Consider the following 17,320-nt stretch of genomic DNA (forward strand, 5'->3'; position numbering starts at 1 on the left):
TTAAAATTCGTAATCTTCATTATTCATCGCTTCTGTTTGATTACTTAATATTTGTCGCGCCTCTTTTCGTAAATCATCAATGTTTGTTAACCAGCTATCTAGTTTACTTCCTATCATTTGAGGTAATTCAAAGAAAACCGTTTCTGAAGATCCAACTAGTTGAAAGAAATAATTAGTTGCATAGTGAACCAATTCTTTAGCAATCTCGCTTTCCGTGCTGTATCGACAAATCAGTTTTTCTTCAAGAGGCAAGATTTTTTCTACCAATTCAACGACCCATTCCATTACGGCAACTTGTTCTACTACAGGCAATTCTTGATAAGCTAATTGAAATTTATACCCAATATAGGCGCAATAAATCCCGCCTCCTCGTAAGATGTTACCAATTAATTGATTGGTTTGAACAAGTTGAGTTTCTACTAAGATGGGGGATAATCTACCATAAGCTAGAACTGTCTCACCTAACAAGAAAGCCACTTTTTTTTGCAATTCACTGCCTGATTGATAGACTTCATCGATGATAGTCAATTCCAACGCTAATTCTACTTGGCGGTCAGCAAAGGCATAGTATTCAGCCGTTTGATCTTCTGTTAAAAAGGCTCGAAAGAAAGTGGTCATGGCCTTTGTATGAACAGATTCCATAAACGTCGTGATATTTAAGACAGCTTCTTCTTGTTGGGTTTGAATTCCTCTTCTCAGACTGGGGGCACCATATTCTGACTGCAAGGCATAATTTAACGACAAACTAGCCATCATCTTGTTCAAGTTTTCCTTTTTTCTTTTTGCTAGGTTTTCCCATACGAAAAGATCTTCTTTTAAAGGTAAACGTGTATCCAACCAGAAATTGTTGGTTAATTTTTCCCAGGTATATTGATCTAAGGTATCTTGAAGTTCGTCCCAATTGACGGCTTTGTAGTATAAAAAGTTCATTGTATTCTCTCCTTTGTTTCAGCTATCTATTATTGTTAAATCATACAAGCTGTACATTCATTGGCTGTATGAATCTCATCATCTTCGGTAAATGTACGAACGTAATACAACGACTTAATTCCTTTAGTCCAGGCATAATTACGTAAGCGATTTAAGTCCCTCGTGGTCATTAGGGATGTCCCTTGATTCTTCCACTCATAGAGCCCTTCTGGTAAAACCGACCGCATAAATAAGGTTAAACTCATCCCTTGATCAATATGTTTTTGTGCAACTGCGTAGGTATCAATGATTCTTCGTTGATCCAAATCATAAGCTGACGTATAAAATGGCAAGGTCTGATCACTTAAAAGCGGTGCTGGATAAAAGATAGAACCCACATTACTTTCTTGACGTTGCTCGACTAATTGTGTTATTGGATGAAGAGACGCACTGGTTTCGTTGATATATGAAATCGATCCATTTGGTGCAATTGCTAATCGATTGCGATGATATAAACCATCCTTAGCAACAGCTTCTTTTAATGCTTGCCAATCAGCTTTAGTTGGTAAATGAATTGCTGCAAATAATTCTTTATTTTTAGCCTCTTTCAATTCAAAATCCATGGCCAAATAGGTGTCAAAATAGTCTCCATTAGCATAAGTCGGTTGTTCAATGGGAAATCGAGTGTCTTATCTGATTCACATCAAAGAAATGGCTATACAGATGAAAAAAGAGAATATTCCTGTAAAAATGATTATGGAAGAATTAGGAATTAAGAACAAAACACAAATTGAAACGTGGTGGCGTTGGTATCGTAATGGTGATAATCACCGACTGGTTTAGCTGGTTGGAAAACAGTATTCTTATGGAAAAGGTCCAGAAGATCAATCAAATGAACAACAGCTCAAAAATGAAAATAAATTTTTAAAAATGCACATTGAGGTGCTAAAAAAGTACAAAGAATTGGAAAGAATGTGGAGCCAGAAATATTTGTAAAATTAGTCAAAAGAATGAAAGGAAAATTAACCATTACTGCATTGTGTCAGCTTTTCGAAGTTTCGCGAGCTACCTATTATCGTTGGACTCATCGGAAATACTTCGGGAAATTAACTGCCCTTGAAGAAGCTGTTCGTTGCCTCTATATAAAAAGCCGAGCAATGATACAATAAATGTACGAATCACTCAGCTTTTTTCATCTAAAACATTATTTTGAATTTTATCTATACATATGAGAGTACTTTACAAAAAGTAGTAACTATGGTTTCCTGTAATCACCTTATCTCCCATTATTGACATTCCGTTATCAAATTCTATATATAAATTTTTTTCTTGCAATATTAATCGACTATCTTTCACGTTGTCCTTTAAAAAATCCCTTATCTTCCTATTTGAAACCGGATAGCTAATTCTATCAATCTTCGTACTTCCATTAGGATGAGTATATTTAATGGGGCGTGGATTCGTAGAAAAGTGACTCATAACAAATGGATACTCAAAATCGTCTGGAAAAAACACTTGATAGTTTAATTTTCTATTATTTGTATCAATTCTTCTAGTTCTCAATAATTGACCTTTGCCATCTAATTGTTTAATTACATATTTTAATTCTTTTTTCGATCCTTCTAAACAAATATCTTGTAATCCTTCAGGCCCATTTTCCCAAGTATTCACTCGTTGAATAAATTGTTTATTTATAAAAATTGAAAATATTTTTTTTGCATACGTAGGTAAACCAGTATTCTCCAATAACTCTAAGTATGCTCCTTGAGAAAAATAAATCAATGCATTGTACGGTTTGTTTTTTCTACCATATTCTACTTTAAAACCAAATCTTCTAAATTTTTTTACTGCTGCATCCAAATTATTTACTTTATAAATAATATGTCCTACAAACATTTTCACACCTCGATTCATTACATTATTTTTCCAATTGATAAATTGCTAAACGATTGTTCATTTGCTTAATTATCGGTAACACAGAAAACAGCCAGCCTAGCAATGAATATTTTCGCATGACAGCGTTGAAACTCTCTTCTTTTATTAACTTCAAATAGGGATACAAGTGAGTTAGTTCATGGCCATTTTTCGTTCCCCATTTGATTTGAGCCTGAGTATGCCTTAGAGCATCATGATACTTAGCATTTTCAACAAAAAAAGAGGACATTAACTCGGTTATTAAAATATAGTTTTCAAATCTACTGGAAAGAAGGTGAAATAAATGAATGATTTCTTCTGTATTAAAATACATTAATAACCCTTCAGCTATAATAATTATTTTGCCTCTTTTTATGATTCGTTTTAACCAATCAGAATCCAATACTGAAGAAGAAACTATAACTTCTCTTCTTCTAGGTTCAAAAAAATTTTTCCTTAATGCAATTGCATCTGGCAAATCGATGTTATACCACATAATTCTCCCGTTATCCACTCTAGAAAAACGATCATCTAAACCACACCCTAAGTTCAAGAAAGTCGCTGTCGGAAATTGCTTAACATAATATTCTACTTCTTGATCAAACATAATTGTTCTCGCGACAACACCTTCATGACTCATAAACTTATCATATTTATAAATATCAATGTCCATCGCTTTAGTAATACTTACAGCTTTAAAATCACTTAATCTAGCATTGTTTCGTCGTGTCTCATTTGCTCTAATACTAAGCGGTATCAACATCGTTTCTTGAACACTTCCTAAATCAATGGGCATCTTCTCTCCTCCTTTTTAAAATAAATTTTCTATCTTCATTTACAATTCCTCTTTCAAACGAAATAACCAAAGTTTACATAAACGATTTATTCTGCGTATAGTAAACAAAAATTTTCCTGTGTAGATAGGATCTTCAATATCTAACAGTATTTCCTTATCAGATATACTCGTAAACAAGTAAATTTTTTCTGTAACATCTGAGGCATACTGAACATTTAATTCATAAAAAATGTCTTGATCCATCGCTAGAATATAGTCATACTCATCCAATTTTTTTCTTCCTATAAAAGTAGCGTGATACTTACTGGCATCACAACCAAACCATTTCAAATATCTACTGATTTTAGGATGGATTTTTTTACCATGCGTGCGTTTCAATAAACCTGCAGACTCAACCTTAATTGTATGAATATTGGCTTCATTAAGCATTTTTTTCAATAAATATTGACCTGCTGGTGAACGGCAAATGTTTCCTTTACAAACAAAGAGTACTTTCATCTAATCACTCGTTTCAGCACTTAGTAAATTTAATTGTTCTTTATAATGCATTCCTTTTGTCGTTAAACAAAGAATATTCTCCGTCACTTCTATATACTCTTTTTGCACTAATTTTCTGATGAATTTTTCTACTTTTGTTTCACTCCAATTAAGCTTATCACTAAGTTCTTCTTTGTTCTGTTCCTTTTCTTCAGCTAAATAAACCAATAGTAAATTCATCTGATAGCGTTTTTTCAATTGAAGATGTTTCATTTGCTTTCCAATTAATCCATTTGGGTAAAAAATAAAAGTTAACAAAAAAGTGACGAACGCTAGAGTAGCGCTCATACCTGTCATTGAGACATCAAAGTGTATCGCAAGCCAATAACCCAGCAAGCTATTTCCAATACCATATATCATAGACAATAAAATCATAATATATAATCGTTTAGATAATAAATAGGCGCTTAAAACAGGTGCGACCATGAAAGAAATAACTAAGATTGATCCTACTGCATTAAAAGCGACTACCGTAGTAATTGAAACCAGTGTCATTAATACAAAATGAAGGAGCGATACAGCAATACCAATAGACGCAGCATATTGTCCATCAAATGTGGAAACTTTCAATTGATTGTAAAAAAGAATGATAAATAAAAAATTGATAAGAAAAACAACGGACATTTCAACAAAAGTTCGAGGGAACGTCATTCCGAAAACAGTGACTGTATTTAATGAAGCAAAAATCACTTCTCCACTAAGAACGACATCAATATCTAAATGGACATTACGCGCAAACTTCGAAATAATAATGATGGCAATCGCAAAGAGTAACGGAAAAACCAAACCTGTTGCAGCGTCATTTTTTAAATTAAATTTTTTTACCAATGCTTCAATTGCATACACTGTGAATACACCGAATAAGGCAGCTCCTAGAAATAGGAACGGAGAATCTAAATCATGCGCAACGAAATACCCAGCAACAATACCAAGTAATACAGTGTGGGAGATGGCATCTGAAACCATTGCTAAATTTCTTAAAACTAAAAATACACCTACCAAACTACAAGACATAGCTGTGATAATTAAAACTGACAATGCACCCATCATTTTACACCCTTTCTCTTACGTAAAGATCCTGCAATAAAACCTTTTGGTGAAAAAAGAATGGAAAAAATAGCAACTATGGACATCATAAGAATAATCATTGGCCCGGTCGGCATATTTTTTACGGTTGAACTAATATAAGTTCCAACAAATGCGGAACCTCCACCAACTATTCCTGCAATAAGTAAAACAATAGGGAATCGATTGCTCCACTGTAAACCAGTGATAGCTGGAGCAATAAGCATACTACTAATCAAAATCGCTCCTACTGCTTTTAGCCCAACCGAAATCAAGACCATCGACATAATTAAAATCAACCAATTTAAAAAGGAGGCTTTAATCCCCACTGACCGAGCAAATTGCTCATCAAAAACAAAAATTTTTATTTCTTTATAAAATAGTAATAACAACGAAATGGAAATAATCGCTGCCAAAATAATTAAATAAACATCATTTCTCATCAAGTAAGCAGCTTGTCCAAAAATATAATTCTGCAATCCAGCTTGAGAAGCATTGGAATACTGTGGATTTCCTTGAATATAGCTTTTTAATACCATTCCCAATCCAAAGAAAGAAGATAAAACTAAAGCGAGGATACTATCCATTTCTATTTTTGAATTCTTACCAATCAATTGAATGGAAAAAAAGGCAATAATACCTGAGAACAATGCACCTAATGCTAAAATAATTGGATTTCGTTGTTGAAACAACATAAAACTAATAACAATTCCAGCAAATGACGAATGTCCAATGGCATCACCAATTAAACTTTGACCTTTCAATACACTAATTGTCCCAACCATGCCTGAAGCGATGGCCAAAATTACGGTTCCTGCTGCAACTACTAAAAAAGAGTAGTTTGTTAAGATATTAATATCCATAAATCTCACCTATCTTACTACCATATGCCTGATTAATTTTTTCTTCTAAAAAAGCCTCTCTCAAAGAGCCAGTCGATACAAGCTCTTTATTTAAAATAATGACGTGATCAAAGTACTCTTTAACAGTTGATAAATCATGGTGTACGACAATAATCGTTTTCCCTTGCGCTTGAAAGTCATTCAGAATTTCAATAATCAATTTCTCGGTCTTAATATCTACCCCTTGCATCGGTTCATCCAAAAAATAGATTTCTGCATCTTGGCAAATAGCACGAGCTAAAAAGACGCGTTGCCGTTGCCCACCAGACAATTGCGAGATTTGACGATCTTTAAAGTCTTCCATCCCAACTTGTTTTAACGAAGCTAAAGCCTGTTCCTTGTCTTTTTTGTTAGCTCGTTTCAGCATGCCACTATACACATAGCGCCCCATCAATACTACATCAAAAACTGTTGTTGGAAAATCCCAATGAACGCTGCTTGATTGAGGCACATAGGCAATTTTTTTATAAATTTTTTGATAATCTTTTCCTAAAATCTTGGTTTCACCTGAAATTGGCTTAAGCAATCCTAAAATTCCTTTGATTAAGGTTGACTTTCCTGCTCCATTAGGACCAACAATAGCTGTTTTGCTATTGTTGGCAATGGATAAATTGATATTCCATAAGACAGGACTGTCATGATACGCCATATTCAGATTTTTGACTTCTACTACATTTGACATGACATCACCTTCTTTTATTTCAGATTTTCAACAATTAAATCAACATTATGTTTATACATATCAATATACGTGTCGCCAGCTTCGCCAATAGGTGCTAATGAATCAGAGAATAATTCTTGACCATGCCCACTAACAACTTTGACAGTACCACCTTTAGCCTCGACATCTTCTTTCAATCTTTCCATACGTGCTGGGTCTGTTGTCGATTCTGCAAACACTGCTTTTACTTTGTGTTCCACAATAAAGTCAACGGTTTCTGAAATATCCGCATTAGATGCTTCTGATTCAGTGCTGACACCTTGAGGAGCAATAACCTCTATACCATAGCTTCTTGCAAAATAGTTAAATGCATCATGTGGTGTAATTAAATAGCGTTCACTTTCAGGGATTTCTTGAATTTCATCTGCAATATATGTGTCCAATTCATTTAATTCTTTTTTGTAATCCGTAGCTTTATCTTTGACCGACTCGTCATTTAACAAAGTAGCTAATTCATCTGCTGCCACATCAACCGCTTTTTGATATAACTGAATATCAAACCAGAAATGAGGATCAACTACTTCTTCGCCATCTTCTTGCATCATATTGATATCTGAATCAGAAAAATCTTTTGCAACAGCTGTACCTGTATTTTCTAACGCATCCACCATTTGTCCTTCAAAATGTAATCCGTGGTAAAGAACTAAATCTGCAGAAGTTAATTTATCTAAATCACTTGGAGCAGCAACGTATAAATGTGGATCTTCCCCTGCCGGTATAATTTGTTGAATCTCAACTTTATCTCCTGCTAGTTGTGCAACCATATCCTGTAAAAAAGATGTTGTGACAGTTACCACTGGTTTTCCTGAATCATTATCACTATCACTTCCAATCGTTTCAGTACCTCCATTACTACAAGCTACTAAAAATCCCAACGACATTACCGTCACTAACAAACCAACAAATTTCTTCATAAAAATCTCTCCATTCTGTTACATATGAGAATAATTCTCATTTGTAATTTATAATTTATTACCTATTGGCTATAATTTACTATAAATTTTAGGTGTGTGTCAACATATTTTTAGGCAAGCCATAAAAATATGTTTTTAATTATAATCAAGTGAGATTCAAAAACAGTTCAAGCTTGTTAAAGAAAAGTTGATTATCAATATGTTCTAAATGATTAAGTAAATCCATTATTTCTTCTTCAGTACATTCCAAATGATGTTCGAAAAAAATACGTAATAATCTTTGTTTTCTTTGTAACTGTTCCACCTTTTTTAATCCATATTTAGTTAATTGAACACCTTTATATGGGAAATACTTTACTAATTTATCATTGGCTAACTTTTGAAACATTTCGGTGACTGAAGAATTGGATAGGCTTAAATGTTTGGCAATTTTGTTATTTCCGACTAACTCTATTTGACCATTGTAATAATAAATCAATTTTAAATACTCTTCTTTTTCTGCTGATAAAGAATTCATTCCAACTCACCTCTTTAATTTTTAAGGTTATCCTTAAAAATAGTTTAAAACAACCTACACATAATTGTAAACAGTTTCATAAAACGAAAATTTGAAGTACTATGTAAAAATTCTGATTTATTAGGTATTTTGATAAAAAAATTTTTTTGTATATATTTTAAATTGTAGTATGCAAGCTTTATGGAATAATACCTCTCTCCTGCTTGGTTTATTTTTTTCGATTGTCTGTATAATCCACCTTTAATCACTTTAAATTTTCTTGGTATAAAAGCTAATCAATAGACCTTTTGTATCATAATCTAGAAGTTTACTTTGATCGAATTCTCTGGGAGTCGATTAGAACTGTTTCGTTATAATTCAGTCGATGGGAATCCAGAGTTAAAAAAAGTATTAGAAGAAGATCAAATATATTTTAAATTAAATTCTTATTACTAATGGCGCACAACAAGTTCTACATCTTCTAGCCTTAACATTAAATGAGTCAGAATCATCAATTGGAACTTGATGAATTAGAAAAAGTATTAGATGAAATCATCCCAAATATCTCTGTTTAATGACCAGACTCCATAATCCATTAAGGGCCACAATGTCAAATTTTGAAAAACAAACTATTCTAGAGGGCAGAAGAATATAATTTTTATATTATTGAGAAAAGTAAAGCTTTTTAAAAGCAATACTTAAATAGCTCTATTGCCTTCACCTCTCTTGCATAGTATTCTTTCCATCATTGATTTACAGAAATACTTCCATTTTGTAAATATTATAATTCTGATAAAAAATCGTAACTAAAAGGAGCATACATATGAAAAGACATGTATTTGATTATATGGAAGGCTGTTCAGTTGAAGTACTCTACAAATTATTTAGGGAAAATAGAAAAGTGTGATTCTTTTTCATTTTCCCTAAATGATGTTTGTCGTTTTGGTGAATTACAAAAACTCATTCCTGATTGTTCAAAAAGAATGCTAGCATTACATCTAAATGAATTAGAACTCGATAAAATCATTGACAAAACAGTCTATCCAGTAATGCCTCCAAAAACAAAATATCGACTGTCAGAATTTAGAAAACACTTATTCCCTTAATCAATGAAATGGTTACATGGGGAGAAATGTATAATACATTACAAAAGCAAAAAAAGTTTTAGTAAGCATCTATGTATAAGTTAAGTAAATGAAAAAAGAAGACAGCAGCTTTATTTTGTCTACAATCTGAGAGTATGGACTTAAGTCATACTCTCAAATGAAAATAGTGATAATACCTTTACATCAAGCGACATGGTAACTCTTCTTTAGTAAGGTTATATGGATACAAGAATGGGGGTTACATATGTGGAGATTGCAGTGGTAGAAAATCTAAAAAAAGGATTAGAAGATTCAATTTTGTAGATTTAGATATAATGAAAATCATCAAAAAAACTTATTGAACCACCTTTAATTAAGGGCTCAATAAGCTACTTTCATTTTTAACTGTATTTTCTGAAAATATATTAGGTATCTTAAAAAAAGTTCACATAGCTTTAATTAACTGATAATTACCATCAATTTATTAATTAAACACTTTCTTATAAAATTAGTGACAAAATACCATCTGATAATAAAGCTCTCCTATTTTAATCAGTTCTGGCCATAGTAGGCATTTACACCATGTTTTCGATAATAATGTTTATCGAGTAGATAACTATCAATTGCTGTAATTGTTGGTTTTAATTGTTCAGTTCCCAAAGCCATTGAAGCTACTTCATCTAGAATTACACTATTTTGCACTGCTTTCTCTACCGTTTCTCCCCATGTAAATGGGCCATGTCCATAGACAATCACCGCTGGGCAAGCAAGTGGCTCTATATTTCTTTTTTTAAAAGTTTCGACAATTACTTTGCCTGTCTCTTTTTCGTATTCACTTTCAATTTCTTCGCGTGTGAGCTGACGTGTACAAGGAATTGATCCATAAAATGTATCGGCATGAGTTGTCCCATAGGCAGGAATGTCCCGGCGTGCTTGTGCCCATTTAACAGCATTGGTTGAATGTGTATGCACAATTGCCCCAATCTTTTCAAAACTTTTATAAAGAACTACATGTGTTGCCAAATCAGATGATGGATTGAGGCTCTCTTTCTCTAACAGATTTCCATTCAAGTCGGTAACAACCATTTCCTCTGCACACATTGTATCATATGATACGCCACTGGGTTTGATGACAATAACTCCCAATTTACGATTAATCTCACTAACATTTCCCCAAGTTAATTTTATAAGTCCTTCTTTTGGTAACGTTAAATTTGCCTCAAATACGCGTTGCTTCATTTCTAAAATGATTTGTTCTCTATTCAAAATATCCAACCTCCTTTAACTTAGGAATTAGAAAGGCTTTGGCTTTTTCAATTTCTTCCGCAGGCCGTTCACTACTTTCACTCCACATTTCAATCACAAATGAACCATTGTAATTTAATCGCTTTAAAGTTCGCAAACATCCATCAAAATCAACGCATCCTTCACCAAAAGGCACTTCTTTAAATTTTCCTGGGAAATCTTTTGTTACTGCTAACGTATCTTTCAAATGAATCTGTGTAATCTCAGCAATCCCTTTTTCCAATTCATGGGAAGGGTTATTTTCTGGCCATGCCGAAAGATTCCCCAGATCTGGATAAACTTGTAAATATGGAGAAGGAATTTGTTCTTTGATTTCTAAATATTTAGAAATTGAAGAAATAAAGGAATCATCCATGATTTCAATTGTCAATATAACACCTTTTTCAGAAGCTAGTGCAACAGCTTCTTGTAAGTTTTGGATAAAATATTCACGACTACTGACCGTTTTTTCTTCATAATATACATCGTAACCTGCTAATTGAATACTACGTACGCCTAAATCCGATGCTAAATCAATTGCTTTAATCATGATTTCTCTAGCTATTGCACGTATTTCTGGGTCTTTAGAACCAAAAGGAAAACGACGATGACCACTTAAACAAATCGATAATATTTTTACCTCTGTTTGATAGATGGCTGTGATGATTTCTTGACGCTCTGTTTTTGTCCAATCTAATCTAGCCAAACGTGTATCTGTTTCATCAATCGACATCTCAACAAAATCAAAACCTAATTTTTTTGCGAATTCCAATCGCTCCAACCAACCGATGTCTTTAGGGGTTGCTTTTTCATACAAACCAAGCAAACTCATACTGTCTTACCCCCAAATTCGTTTAATCTCTGCTTTGAAATCTAAAGCAGCTTTTTTTGGATCTGAAGCTGCAGTAATTCCACGTCCAGTAATAAACGTATGCACATCAATTCCTTCAAAGAGCTTCAGTGTTTCTACACTCAAACCACCTGTAACGGATACCTTCATCCCCATATCGATTAGTTTTTTTACACGTTTTAAATCTTTTTCTCCCCACGTTTCACCTGCAAATAATGCATCACGACTTTGATGATAAATGGCTTGTGTAATTCCCGCATCCAACCACTGTTGTGCATTTTCATAAGTCCAATCTCCGTATAATTCGACTTGAATTTCTTCGATTTCCTTAGCTGCTGCAATCATCGTAGGAATCGTTGCTGAACAGATACACGTCATCCAGTTAGCACCGGCTTCAGAACAATTTTTAGCAACTGTTCCACCCGCATCTGCACATTTTGTATCAGCAACAATTTTTTTATCTGGATATAATGCACGAAAACATTTAACTGCATACTCTCCAACTTGAAGCATCAATATTGTTCCAGCTTCAATAATATCAACTACATCACCTACTTTTGTTATATCTGCTAGTGCAGTAGGTAAATCTGAATGATCGCAGGCAATTTGTAAATTAGGTAAACTCATTACTATTCTGCTCCTTTCTTAATAGTAACAACGGCGAAATTTTATTTTTCGCCGTTGTCTCAGCATTTTTATTTAAGAAATCTTTCTTTCAAGTCACTTTCATTCACACGTTCTGTAATCTCTTTTGGTGACATGACATTTTTAACACCAATAACAGTTACACCTTTTTCTTTAGCAGAATCAAACATACTCACAAAATTCATTGGTGTGAAAACAACATCATAACTTTTAGCAGTACTCTTACCTTCAGAAATAGCACAGTGATGGATATTCGTAATACGAAATCCCTCTGCTTTCAACGCTTTCTCCACACTTCTCATCATCATTAAACTTGTTCCTGAACCATTTGCACATGATACTAATACTCGCATTTTTTATTCCTCCATCTATTTTATTTTTTATGAATTTGCTTTTTCTTGTTCCAAATACGCATCGTAATCATCCACTTTTAAGAAATAACCTTTTGGATCGGCACGATATTGAATCTGTGGTATAGCTAGTAAAATAATTACTACTAATGCAACACCAATAAATCCTAAGAACTTCATTAATACTGTAAAGAATGGCCATACCGTTGCCCAATCAAGCATGCCGAGATAACCGCCATATGGTGCCAAACCTACCCAAGTTGCAATCAAAGCTGAACCAGCAATTTGAATGATTCCTGAAATGAACGGGAAGATAATAGCAGCTTTAATCCCTCCACGATTATTGGCAAACACTGCAATCGCTGCGTTATCAAAAAACAACGGAATAAATCCAGCAATAACGACTGTTGGTGATTTAATTAAAATCAAAAGTAAAATTGTGATAAATTGACCTAACGCACCAAATAAGAAACCAATTGTTACAGCATTAGGAGAGCCAAAACCGAACGTTGCGGCGATATCAATTCCTGGAACAGCACCTGGTAAAATTGTATTGGAAATTCCTTGGAATGACTCGGTCAGTTCCGATACAAAGGTTCGAACACCTAATTGCAAAATTGCTAAATACACTGCAAACATTAGCGATGTTTCTAATATATAAAATAAGAAACTTTGACCTTCAACCATAAAACCAGCATCAATTAAGTAATTTTGTCCCAATGTCAACAGGATAATACCAAAGAAGAAAATCATTAATACTGATGTAGCAACCATATTTTCATTGAATATCGATAAAAATCCTGGCAATTCAACATCTTCTAATTTACGATTACTTTTATTCTTCTTAAAGCGCTCTGATAAACGAGCAAAGAAATATAAGCCAAACATTTGTTGATGCGCAATTGCAAAGCCAGCCCCTTCTGTTAAATCTTGACAAATCCCTACTGTCAAATTCGAACCGACTGCCCAATAGCATCCTAAAATTAATCCCATCACTAGTAAAACTTCAATTCTACCTAATTCAGGAAAACAAAATAATAATAACCAAAATGCAGTTGCAGCTTGTTGTACTTGTACATTACCTGTTGTAAATACAGCACGTAATTTCGTATATTTTTTAAAACGAACTAATAAGATATTAAACACAAAAGCAATCAGCAATAGTAGCATCGTATCCCCGAAAGTACGTCCAAATGTTTCTTCAATTCCTGCAGTCACTGCGTTTTGCCCAAAATATGGATCAGTAACCATCGCATCTAAATTGAAGCGTTCTTTTAACCCAACTAAAATTGGTCGAAAGTTATTTACCAGCCCACCAGAGCCAACCGATAAAATTAAATATCCGACAGTAGCCTTCAAGAAACCCGCAACACTTTCATACAATGGCTTTTTCAAAAGAATATATCCAAGTAACACAATAAAACCAATTAGAAATGCTGGTTTTGTTAGAATATTTTGTGCAAAATAATCCCAAATACCTAACAAAAAATTCAGTAATGCATCCATTTATCTCCCTCTTTTCTAAAAAATTACATTCCGTGTTTTTCCATGATTCTTTCAAAATCTCTAAGTGTTTCAATTGTCAACAAATCTGGTACCATATCCTCCATCATTAAAAGTTCAGATAAATTCGCAATATTTTTCATATGTGAATCAGCATCTTTAGCAGCTAGTGTGAAAAATAATTTAGCATCTTTTTCGGGATTGCCTTCCTCAAAAGAAACTCGTTTTTGCATGATTGTAAAACCAATTCCTGTCCCAAGAACCCCTGAACTTTCAGCAGAAGAATGTGGCATTGCTACATCTGGAATAATGACAATGTACGGTCCATATTCATGACAATCTCGAATAATATCTTCAATATATTGATCAGTAATCAAATGATGTTCCTTTAAAATCTCACCACTAAATCGAATAGCTTCTTCCCAATTTTTGGGTTGCTTATCCATAATTTTGATTAATTGGTTGTCATAAAAGTAACGAAGCATAGAAATTCTCCTTTCTTCTTTTATTTCTATAAGAACGATGGAAATGGTGTATCATTTTCAATCGTAAAGACATCATCAAAACCACGATAGAAATTAAACTCCATATCATCTTTATTTGTTGGATAAATAAATTGACCACCGACTTGCCAAATGTACGGTTTAAATTGATATTTCAAACGATCTTTTTTTAACTTCCAAATTTCAGTTATTTCTTTAGGATCTGCCATAAAATTTGCCCAAATATCATAGTGTACGGGAATGACTACTTTAGCATTTAATGATTCAGCCATGCGTAACATATCTACTGAAGTTACTTTATCTGTAATTCCACGAGGATTTTCACCATATGCACCTAAACACACGTCAATAGTATGTTCGTTACCATGCTTTGCAAACATGTTGGAATAATGAGAATCCCCAGCATGGTAGATATTCCCACCTGATGTTTCAAATAAATAATTGACTGCAATCAAGTCCATATTTTTTGGCATTTTTCCACTTAACAATACATTAGGATCTGATTCAGTCACTAATGCAGTTCGGTCAAAAGCTTCTAATGCTACAATAGTAATATCTTGTATTTGTACTTTATCGTTTGGTTTTACGATAATCGTCTTTTCTTTGGGAATCCCCCATTTCAACCAAGTATTGACTACTTCTAGCGGACCAATAAATTTGGCTTTTGGACAATTCTGATGCACAGCTGCTGCAGTATTAATATCTAAATGATCAGAATGAATATGCGTGACTACTAATGCATCAACATCTTTCACTGCAAAAGGATCAATTACAAATGGTTGGGTACGTAAGTTGGGTTGCATATTTTGTACACCACTCATGCGCATCATTTGATGACCTTTTTTCATCATGCCATTCCCATGTGTTTGTTTCCCAGTTCCAGTCCAAAGGTCACATAAAATGTTGGTTGTACCCGCACTTTTTAACCAAATTCCCGTACACCCTAACCACCACATTGAAACAGTTCCTTCTTTAACTACCGTACGCTCAATCTCTTCATTTAGATACGTTCCCCATTCAGGAAACGTAGATAAAATCCAACTTTCTCTTGTTACATTATCAACATGTGCCATAAACTTACTTCCTCCACTTTGTTTTATTTTACAATTTGAGTTTAACATTTTATCAAGCGCTTTCAACATGTTTTTATGTTAATTAACAAAATTATATGTTTATTTACGTTTTTTTTTTAGAAAAACCACTTATTAATCTTTTTTTAACGTTAAATAAACATATAAAATGTTAACGGATGTTTTTTTATGTTATAATGCTTTCGAGGTGAGAAAAATGTTTAAAAAGAGCTATACATGGGGTATTTATTTAATTTTTATTGGTTATGTCATCTATTTAGGTATCACTACAGAGATGCTTATAGCTAAAATTACTTTTATCACAATTGGTAGTTTAGTAATAAGTATTTCTTGCTACTATGAGTATCTAAAAACTATTTATGAAAAAATGATTACTTCTTTAACTATGGAAACAGATATTTTATTAGCTAAAAAATATCGCCAACAATTGCTGGAAAAAGATAAATTTAAAGGTTTTAAAAATTCTGTAATTTTATTTGATTCCTTGCTTTTAATAGATGAAGGAAACTATCAAGAATGTCTAAACCATATGGAAAAACATCAACGATTTTTCCGTTCCACGATTGATTATCTTTTTATCTACTACCATCATTCATTAATATGCTATTATTTCCTAAGAGATAATAAGCGCGCTACTAATCAACTAAAAAAATTAGCTGATTTCAAAAAAATGAAACAAAAAAGATACAGTCCCTTATTTTCATGGGAAGAAATTGACGGTATTCGTTATGCCTTAGCAGGACGAAATAAAAAAAGTATCACCCAGTTTAAGAAAGTCGCAGTCAAACAATTAAATTTACGTGAACAAGCTTATTTGTATTTTATGATTGCTGATTGTTATAAGGAATTAGCTGACTTGTCTCATTATGGGAAATATAGAAAAAAAGCAGAAGAAGTTGGGAATACCCTGTCTTTAGCAAGGAGTAGTGGAAATGAAGCGATCCAATGAAGAAGTTCAAGCACGAAGAAATCAACTATTAGAGCGAATTAAAGAATTGAAAATAACTGATGCCAAAACACTTAGTCAAGAATTTGCAGTATCTGAGATGACTATTCGTAGAGACTGTACAGTTTTAAGTGAAATGAATCAAATCAAGATATCTTTTGGTAAGATTGAAATTCAAAATGCTGAAATGTATGACCAAGACAATGCAGATTCTATGGCACACATCAAAGCTCGTCTAGCAAAAGAAGCGGCTACATTTATTTCTGATCACGACACAGTTTTCATCAATACCAGTAGCACTGCCATTCAATCACTGTCATATACTACTGATAAAACAATCAATGTACTGACAAATAACACAAAAATTATCCATATGAACCATCATCCTCAATCAACGATTATTCTTAGCGGTGGCGAAATTCGCTACCCCAAAGAAGCTTTATTCGGTGATATTGCGATGGAATCTTTTAGCAATGCCCGATCAGACGTAACTATTATCGGATGTAGTGGTTTAGATTTAAAAACGGGTATTTCTACATCAGTCATTCATGAAGCACGAATTAATACTAAAATGATTGAAAATTCAGGTAAGTTAATTTTAGTTGCTGATTATCGTAAAATTGGCAAATCATCAAATTTTACAATTGGTAATATCACGGACATTGATGTATTGATTACTGATATTTATTCTGATAAAAAAGTGCTTGATGAGATAGAAAAACTTGGAGTCCAAATTATTCAATTGCCATTTTAACTATCTAAAAGCTTGAGACATATTAAATTAATAAATATGTCTCAAGCTTTCTATA

At 33.2% G+C, this 17,320-nt stretch carries 20 protein-coding genes and 1 pseudogene; 4 read left to right on the plus strand and 17 right to left on the minus strand.

All coding sequences use genetic code 11. The features are described 5' to 3' along the window. The gene (locus DOK78_RS10370) at positions 1-930 is read right to left on the minus strand and encodes a ribonucleotide-diphosphate reductase subunit beta (protein WP_207940434.1); all 930 of its coding nucleotides are present in this window, start codon (positions 928-930) and stop codon (positions 1-3) included. 35 nt (positions 931-965) lie between these two features. Then, positions 966-1,598 (minus strand): annotated as a pseudogene (locus tag DOK78_RS10375) (ribonucleotide-diphosphate reductase subunit alpha); the annotation flags it as partial. Here DOK78_RS10375 and DOK78_RS10380 point away from each other — a divergent pair. Further along, on the plus strand, positions 1,582-1,752 hold the full coding sequence (locus tag DOK78_RS10380) for a helix-turn-helix domain-containing protein (RefSeq protein WP_207940432.1): 171 nt from the start codon (positions 1,582-1,584) through the stop codon (positions 1,750-1,752). The pseudogene DOK78_RS10375 and the gene DOK78_RS10380 overlap by 17 nt on opposite strands. 396 nt (positions 1,753-2,148) lie before the next feature. Here the strand turns inward: DOK78_RS10380 and DOK78_RS10385 are convergent, their stop codons facing one another. The 8 genes from DOK78_RS10385 to DOK78_RS10420 form a co-directional block, all read right to left on the minus strand. Then, complete coding sequence (locus DOK78_RS10385) at positions 2,149-2,805, minus strand: VOC family protein (RefSeq protein WP_243430420.1); 657 nt, start codon at positions 2,803-2,805, stop codon at positions 2,149-2,151. Positions 2,806-2,827: 22 nt separating this feature from the next. Further along, the gene (locus DOK78_RS10390) at positions 2,828-3,619 is read right to left on the minus strand and encodes a class I SAM-dependent methyltransferase (protein ID WP_207940430.1); all 792 of its coding nucleotides are present in this window, start codon (positions 3,617-3,619) and stop codon (positions 2,828-2,830) included. Positions 3,620-3,658: 39 nt separating this feature from the next. Next, positions 3,659-4,117 (minus strand): hypothetical protein, encoded by a 459-nt coding sequence (locus DOK78_RS10395; protein WP_207940429.1) that lies wholly within the window; start codon positions 4,115-4,117, stop codon positions 3,659-3,661. Further along, positions 4,118-5,203 (minus strand): metal ABC transporter permease, encoded by a 1,086-nt coding sequence (locus tag DOK78_RS10400; protein WP_207940428.1) that lies wholly within the window; start codon positions 5,201-5,203, stop codon positions 4,118-4,120. It lies immediately after the preceding gene. Then, a complete protein-coding gene (locus DOK78_RS10405) occupies positions 5,203-6,084 on the minus strand; it encodes a metal ABC transporter permease (protein WP_207940427.1) in 882 nt (293 codons plus the stop codon). Before DOK78_RS10405 ends, DOK78_RS10400 begins: the two co-directional genes overlap by 1 nt. Beyond that, positions 6,074-6,805: a metal ABC transporter ATP-binding protein gene (locus DOK78_RS10410; RefSeq protein WP_207940426.1), complete on the minus strand. Its 732-nt coding sequence runs from the start codon at positions 6,803-6,805 to the stop codon at positions 6,074-6,076. Before DOK78_RS10410 ends, DOK78_RS10405 begins: the two co-directional genes overlap by 11 nt. 14 nt (positions 6,806-6,819) lie before the next feature. Beyond that, complete coding sequence (locus tag DOK78_RS10415; protein WP_207940425.1) at positions 6,820-7,758, minus strand: metal ABC transporter solute-binding protein, Zn/Mn family; 939 nt, start codon at positions 7,756-7,758, stop codon at positions 6,820-6,822. Positions 7,759-7,903: 145 nt separating this feature from the next. Continuing rightward, positions 7,904-8,275 carry a metal-dependent transcriptional regulator gene (locus tag DOK78_RS10420; RefSeq protein ID WP_207940424.1) on the minus strand — a complete coding sequence of 124 codons (372 nt, stop codon included), beginning with the start codon at positions 8,273-8,275 and terminating at the stop codon, positions 7,904-7,906. Positions 8,276-9,237: 962 nt separating this feature from the next. On the opposite strand from DOK78_RS10420, the gene DOK78_RS15795 reads away from it, so the two are divergent. Further along, complete coding sequence (locus DOK78_RS15795) at positions 9,238-9,360, plus strand: winged helix-turn-helix transcriptional regulator (protein ID WP_422389696.1); 123 nt, start codon at positions 9,238-9,240, stop codon at positions 9,358-9,360. A 531-nt stretch (positions 9,361-9,891) separates the two neighbouring features. Here DOK78_RS15795 and araD read toward each other — a convergent pair. From araD to ulaG, 7 genes are all read right to left on the minus strand, one after another. Continuing rightward, positions 9,892-10,578 carry an L-ribulose-5-phosphate 4-epimerase AraD gene (gene araD / locus DOK78_RS10430; RefSeq protein ID WP_243430484.1) on the minus strand — a complete coding sequence of 229 codons (687 nt, stop codon included), beginning with the start codon at positions 10,576-10,578 and terminating at the stop codon, positions 9,892-9,894. A 19-nt stretch (positions 10,579-10,597) separates the two neighbouring features. After that, positions 10,598-11,455 (minus strand): L-ribulose-5-phosphate 3-epimerase, encoded by an 858-nt coding sequence (locus DOK78_RS10435; RefSeq protein ID WP_207940423.1) that lies wholly within the window; start codon positions 11,453-11,455, stop codon positions 10,598-10,600. Between the two features lie 6 nt (positions 11,456-11,461). Beyond that, on the minus strand, positions 11,462-12,100 hold the full coding sequence (locus tag DOK78_RS10440; protein WP_207940422.1) for a 3-keto-L-gulonate-6-phosphate decarboxylase UlaD: 639 nt from the start codon (positions 12,098-12,100) through the stop codon (positions 11,462-11,464). Positions 12,101-12,168: 68 nt separating this feature from the next. Further along, on the minus strand, positions 12,169-12,471 hold the full coding sequence (locus tag DOK78_RS10445; RefSeq protein ID WP_207940421.1) for a PTS sugar transporter subunit IIB: 303 nt from the start codon (positions 12,469-12,471) through the stop codon (positions 12,169-12,171). Between the two features lie 27 nt (positions 12,472-12,498). Beyond that, positions 12,499-13,974, minus strand: coding sequence for a PTS ascorbate transporter subunit IIC (locus DOK78_RS10450; RefSeq protein ID WP_207940420.1), 1,476 nt, complete (start codon positions 13,972-13,974; stop codon positions 12,499-12,501). Positions 13,975-13,997: 23 nt separating this feature from the next. Beyond that, on the minus strand, positions 13,998-14,456 hold the full coding sequence (locus DOK78_RS10455) for a PTS sugar transporter subunit IIA (protein WP_207940419.1): 459 nt from the start codon (positions 14,454-14,456) through the stop codon (positions 13,998-14,000). Positions 14,457-14,482: 26 nt separating this feature from the next. After that, positions 14,483-15,547 (minus strand): L-ascorbate 6-phosphate lactonase, encoded by a 1,065-nt coding sequence (gene ulaG / locus DOK78_RS10460; RefSeq protein WP_207940418.1) that lies wholly within the window; start codon positions 15,545-15,547, stop codon positions 14,483-14,485. A 214-nt stretch (positions 15,548-15,761) separates the two neighbouring features. Between ulaG and DOK78_RS10465 the strand changes: the two genes are divergently transcribed. After that, entirely contained in the window at positions 15,762-16,514 is a 753-nt protein-coding gene (locus tag DOK78_RS10465) for a hypothetical protein (RefSeq protein ID WP_207940417.1), read from the plus strand. Continuing rightward, positions 16,498-17,265: a DeoR/GlpR family DNA-binding transcription regulator gene (locus DOK78_RS10470; RefSeq protein ID WP_207940416.1), complete on the plus strand. Its 768-nt coding sequence runs from the start codon at positions 16,498-16,500 to the stop codon at positions 17,263-17,265. Before DOK78_RS10465 ends, DOK78_RS10470 begins: the two co-directional genes overlap by 17 nt. Positions 17,266-17,320: the final 55 nt, after the last annotated feature.

This window comes from Enterococcus sp. DIV2402 (assembly GCF_017426705.2).
GTDB classification, from domain to species: domain Bacteria; phylum Bacillota; class Bacilli; order Lactobacillales; family Enterococcaceae; genus Enterococcus_F; species Enterococcus_F lowellii.

Coding starts and splice junctions, on each gene's coding strand:
- DOK78_RS10370 (WP_207940434.1), bottom strand. CDS start 930: ATGAACTTTTTATACTACAAAGCCGTCAATTGGGACGAACTTCAAGAT.
- DOK78_RS10380 (WP_207940432.1), top strand. CDS start 1,582: ATGGGAAATCGAGTGTCTTATCTGATTCACATCAAAGAAATGGCTATA.
- DOK78_RS10385 (WP_243430420.1), bottom strand. CDS start 2,805: ATGTTTGTAGGACATATTATTTATAAAGTAAATAATTTGGATGCAGCA.
- DOK78_RS10390 (WP_207940430.1), bottom strand. CDS start 3,619: ATGCCCATTGATTTAGGAAGTGTTCAAGAAACGATGTTGATACCGCTT.
- DOK78_RS10395 (WP_207940429.1), bottom strand. CDS start 4,117: ATGAAAGTACTCTTTGTTTGTAAAGGAAACATTTGCCGTTCACCAGCA.
- DOK78_RS10400 (WP_207940428.1), bottom strand. CDS start 5,203: ATGGGTGCATTGTCAGTTTTAATTATCACAGCTATGTCTTGTAGTTTG.
- DOK78_RS10405 (WP_207940427.1), bottom strand. CDS start 6,084: ATGGATATTAATATCTTAACAAACTACTCTTTTTTAGTAGTTGCAGCA.
- DOK78_RS10410 (WP_207940426.1), bottom strand. CDS start 6,805: ATGTCAAATGTAGTAGAAGTCAAAAATCTGAATATGGCGTATCATGAC.
- DOK78_RS10415 (WP_207940425.1), bottom strand. CDS start 7,758: ATGAAGAAATTTGTTGGTTTGTTAGTGACGGTAATGTCGTTGGGATTT.
- DOK78_RS10420 (WP_207940424.1), bottom strand. CDS start 8,275: ATGAATTCTTTATCAGCAGAAAAAGAAGAGTATTTAAAATTGATTTAT.
- DOK78_RS15795 (WP_422389696.1), top strand. CDS start 9,238: ATGCTAGCATTACATCTAAATGAATTAGAACTCGATAAAATCATTGAC.
- araD (WP_243430484.1), bottom strand. CDS start 10,578: ATGAAGCAACGCGTATTTGAGGCAAATTTAACGTTACCAAAAGAAGGA.
- DOK78_RS10435 (WP_207940423.1), bottom strand. CDS start 11,455: ATGAGTTTGCTTGGTTTGTATGAAAAAGCAACCCCTAAAGACATCGGT.
- DOK78_RS10440 (WP_207940422.1), bottom strand. CDS start 12,100: ATGAGTTTACCTAATTTACAAATTGCCTGCGATCATTCAGATTTACCT.
- DOK78_RS10445 (WP_207940421.1), bottom strand. CDS start 12,471: ATGCGAGTATTAGTATCATGTGCAAATGGTTCAGGAACAAGTTTAATG.
- DOK78_RS10450 (WP_207940420.1), bottom strand. CDS start 13,974: ATGGATGCATTACTGAATTTTTTGTTAGGTATTTGGGATTATTTTGCA.
- DOK78_RS10455 (WP_207940419.1), bottom strand. CDS start 14,456: ATGCTTCGTTACTTTTATGACAACCAATTAATCAAAATTATGGATAAG.
- ulaG (WP_207940418.1), bottom strand. CDS start 15,547: ATGGCACATGTTGATAATGTAACAAGAGAAAGTTGGATTTTATCTACG.
- DOK78_RS10465 (WP_207940417.1), top strand. CDS start 15,762: ATGTTTAAAAAGAGCTATACATGGGGTATTTATTTAATTTTTATTGGT.
- DOK78_RS10470 (WP_207940416.1), top strand. CDS start 16,498: ATGAAGCGATCCAATGAAGAAGTTCAAGCACGAAGAAATCAACTATTA.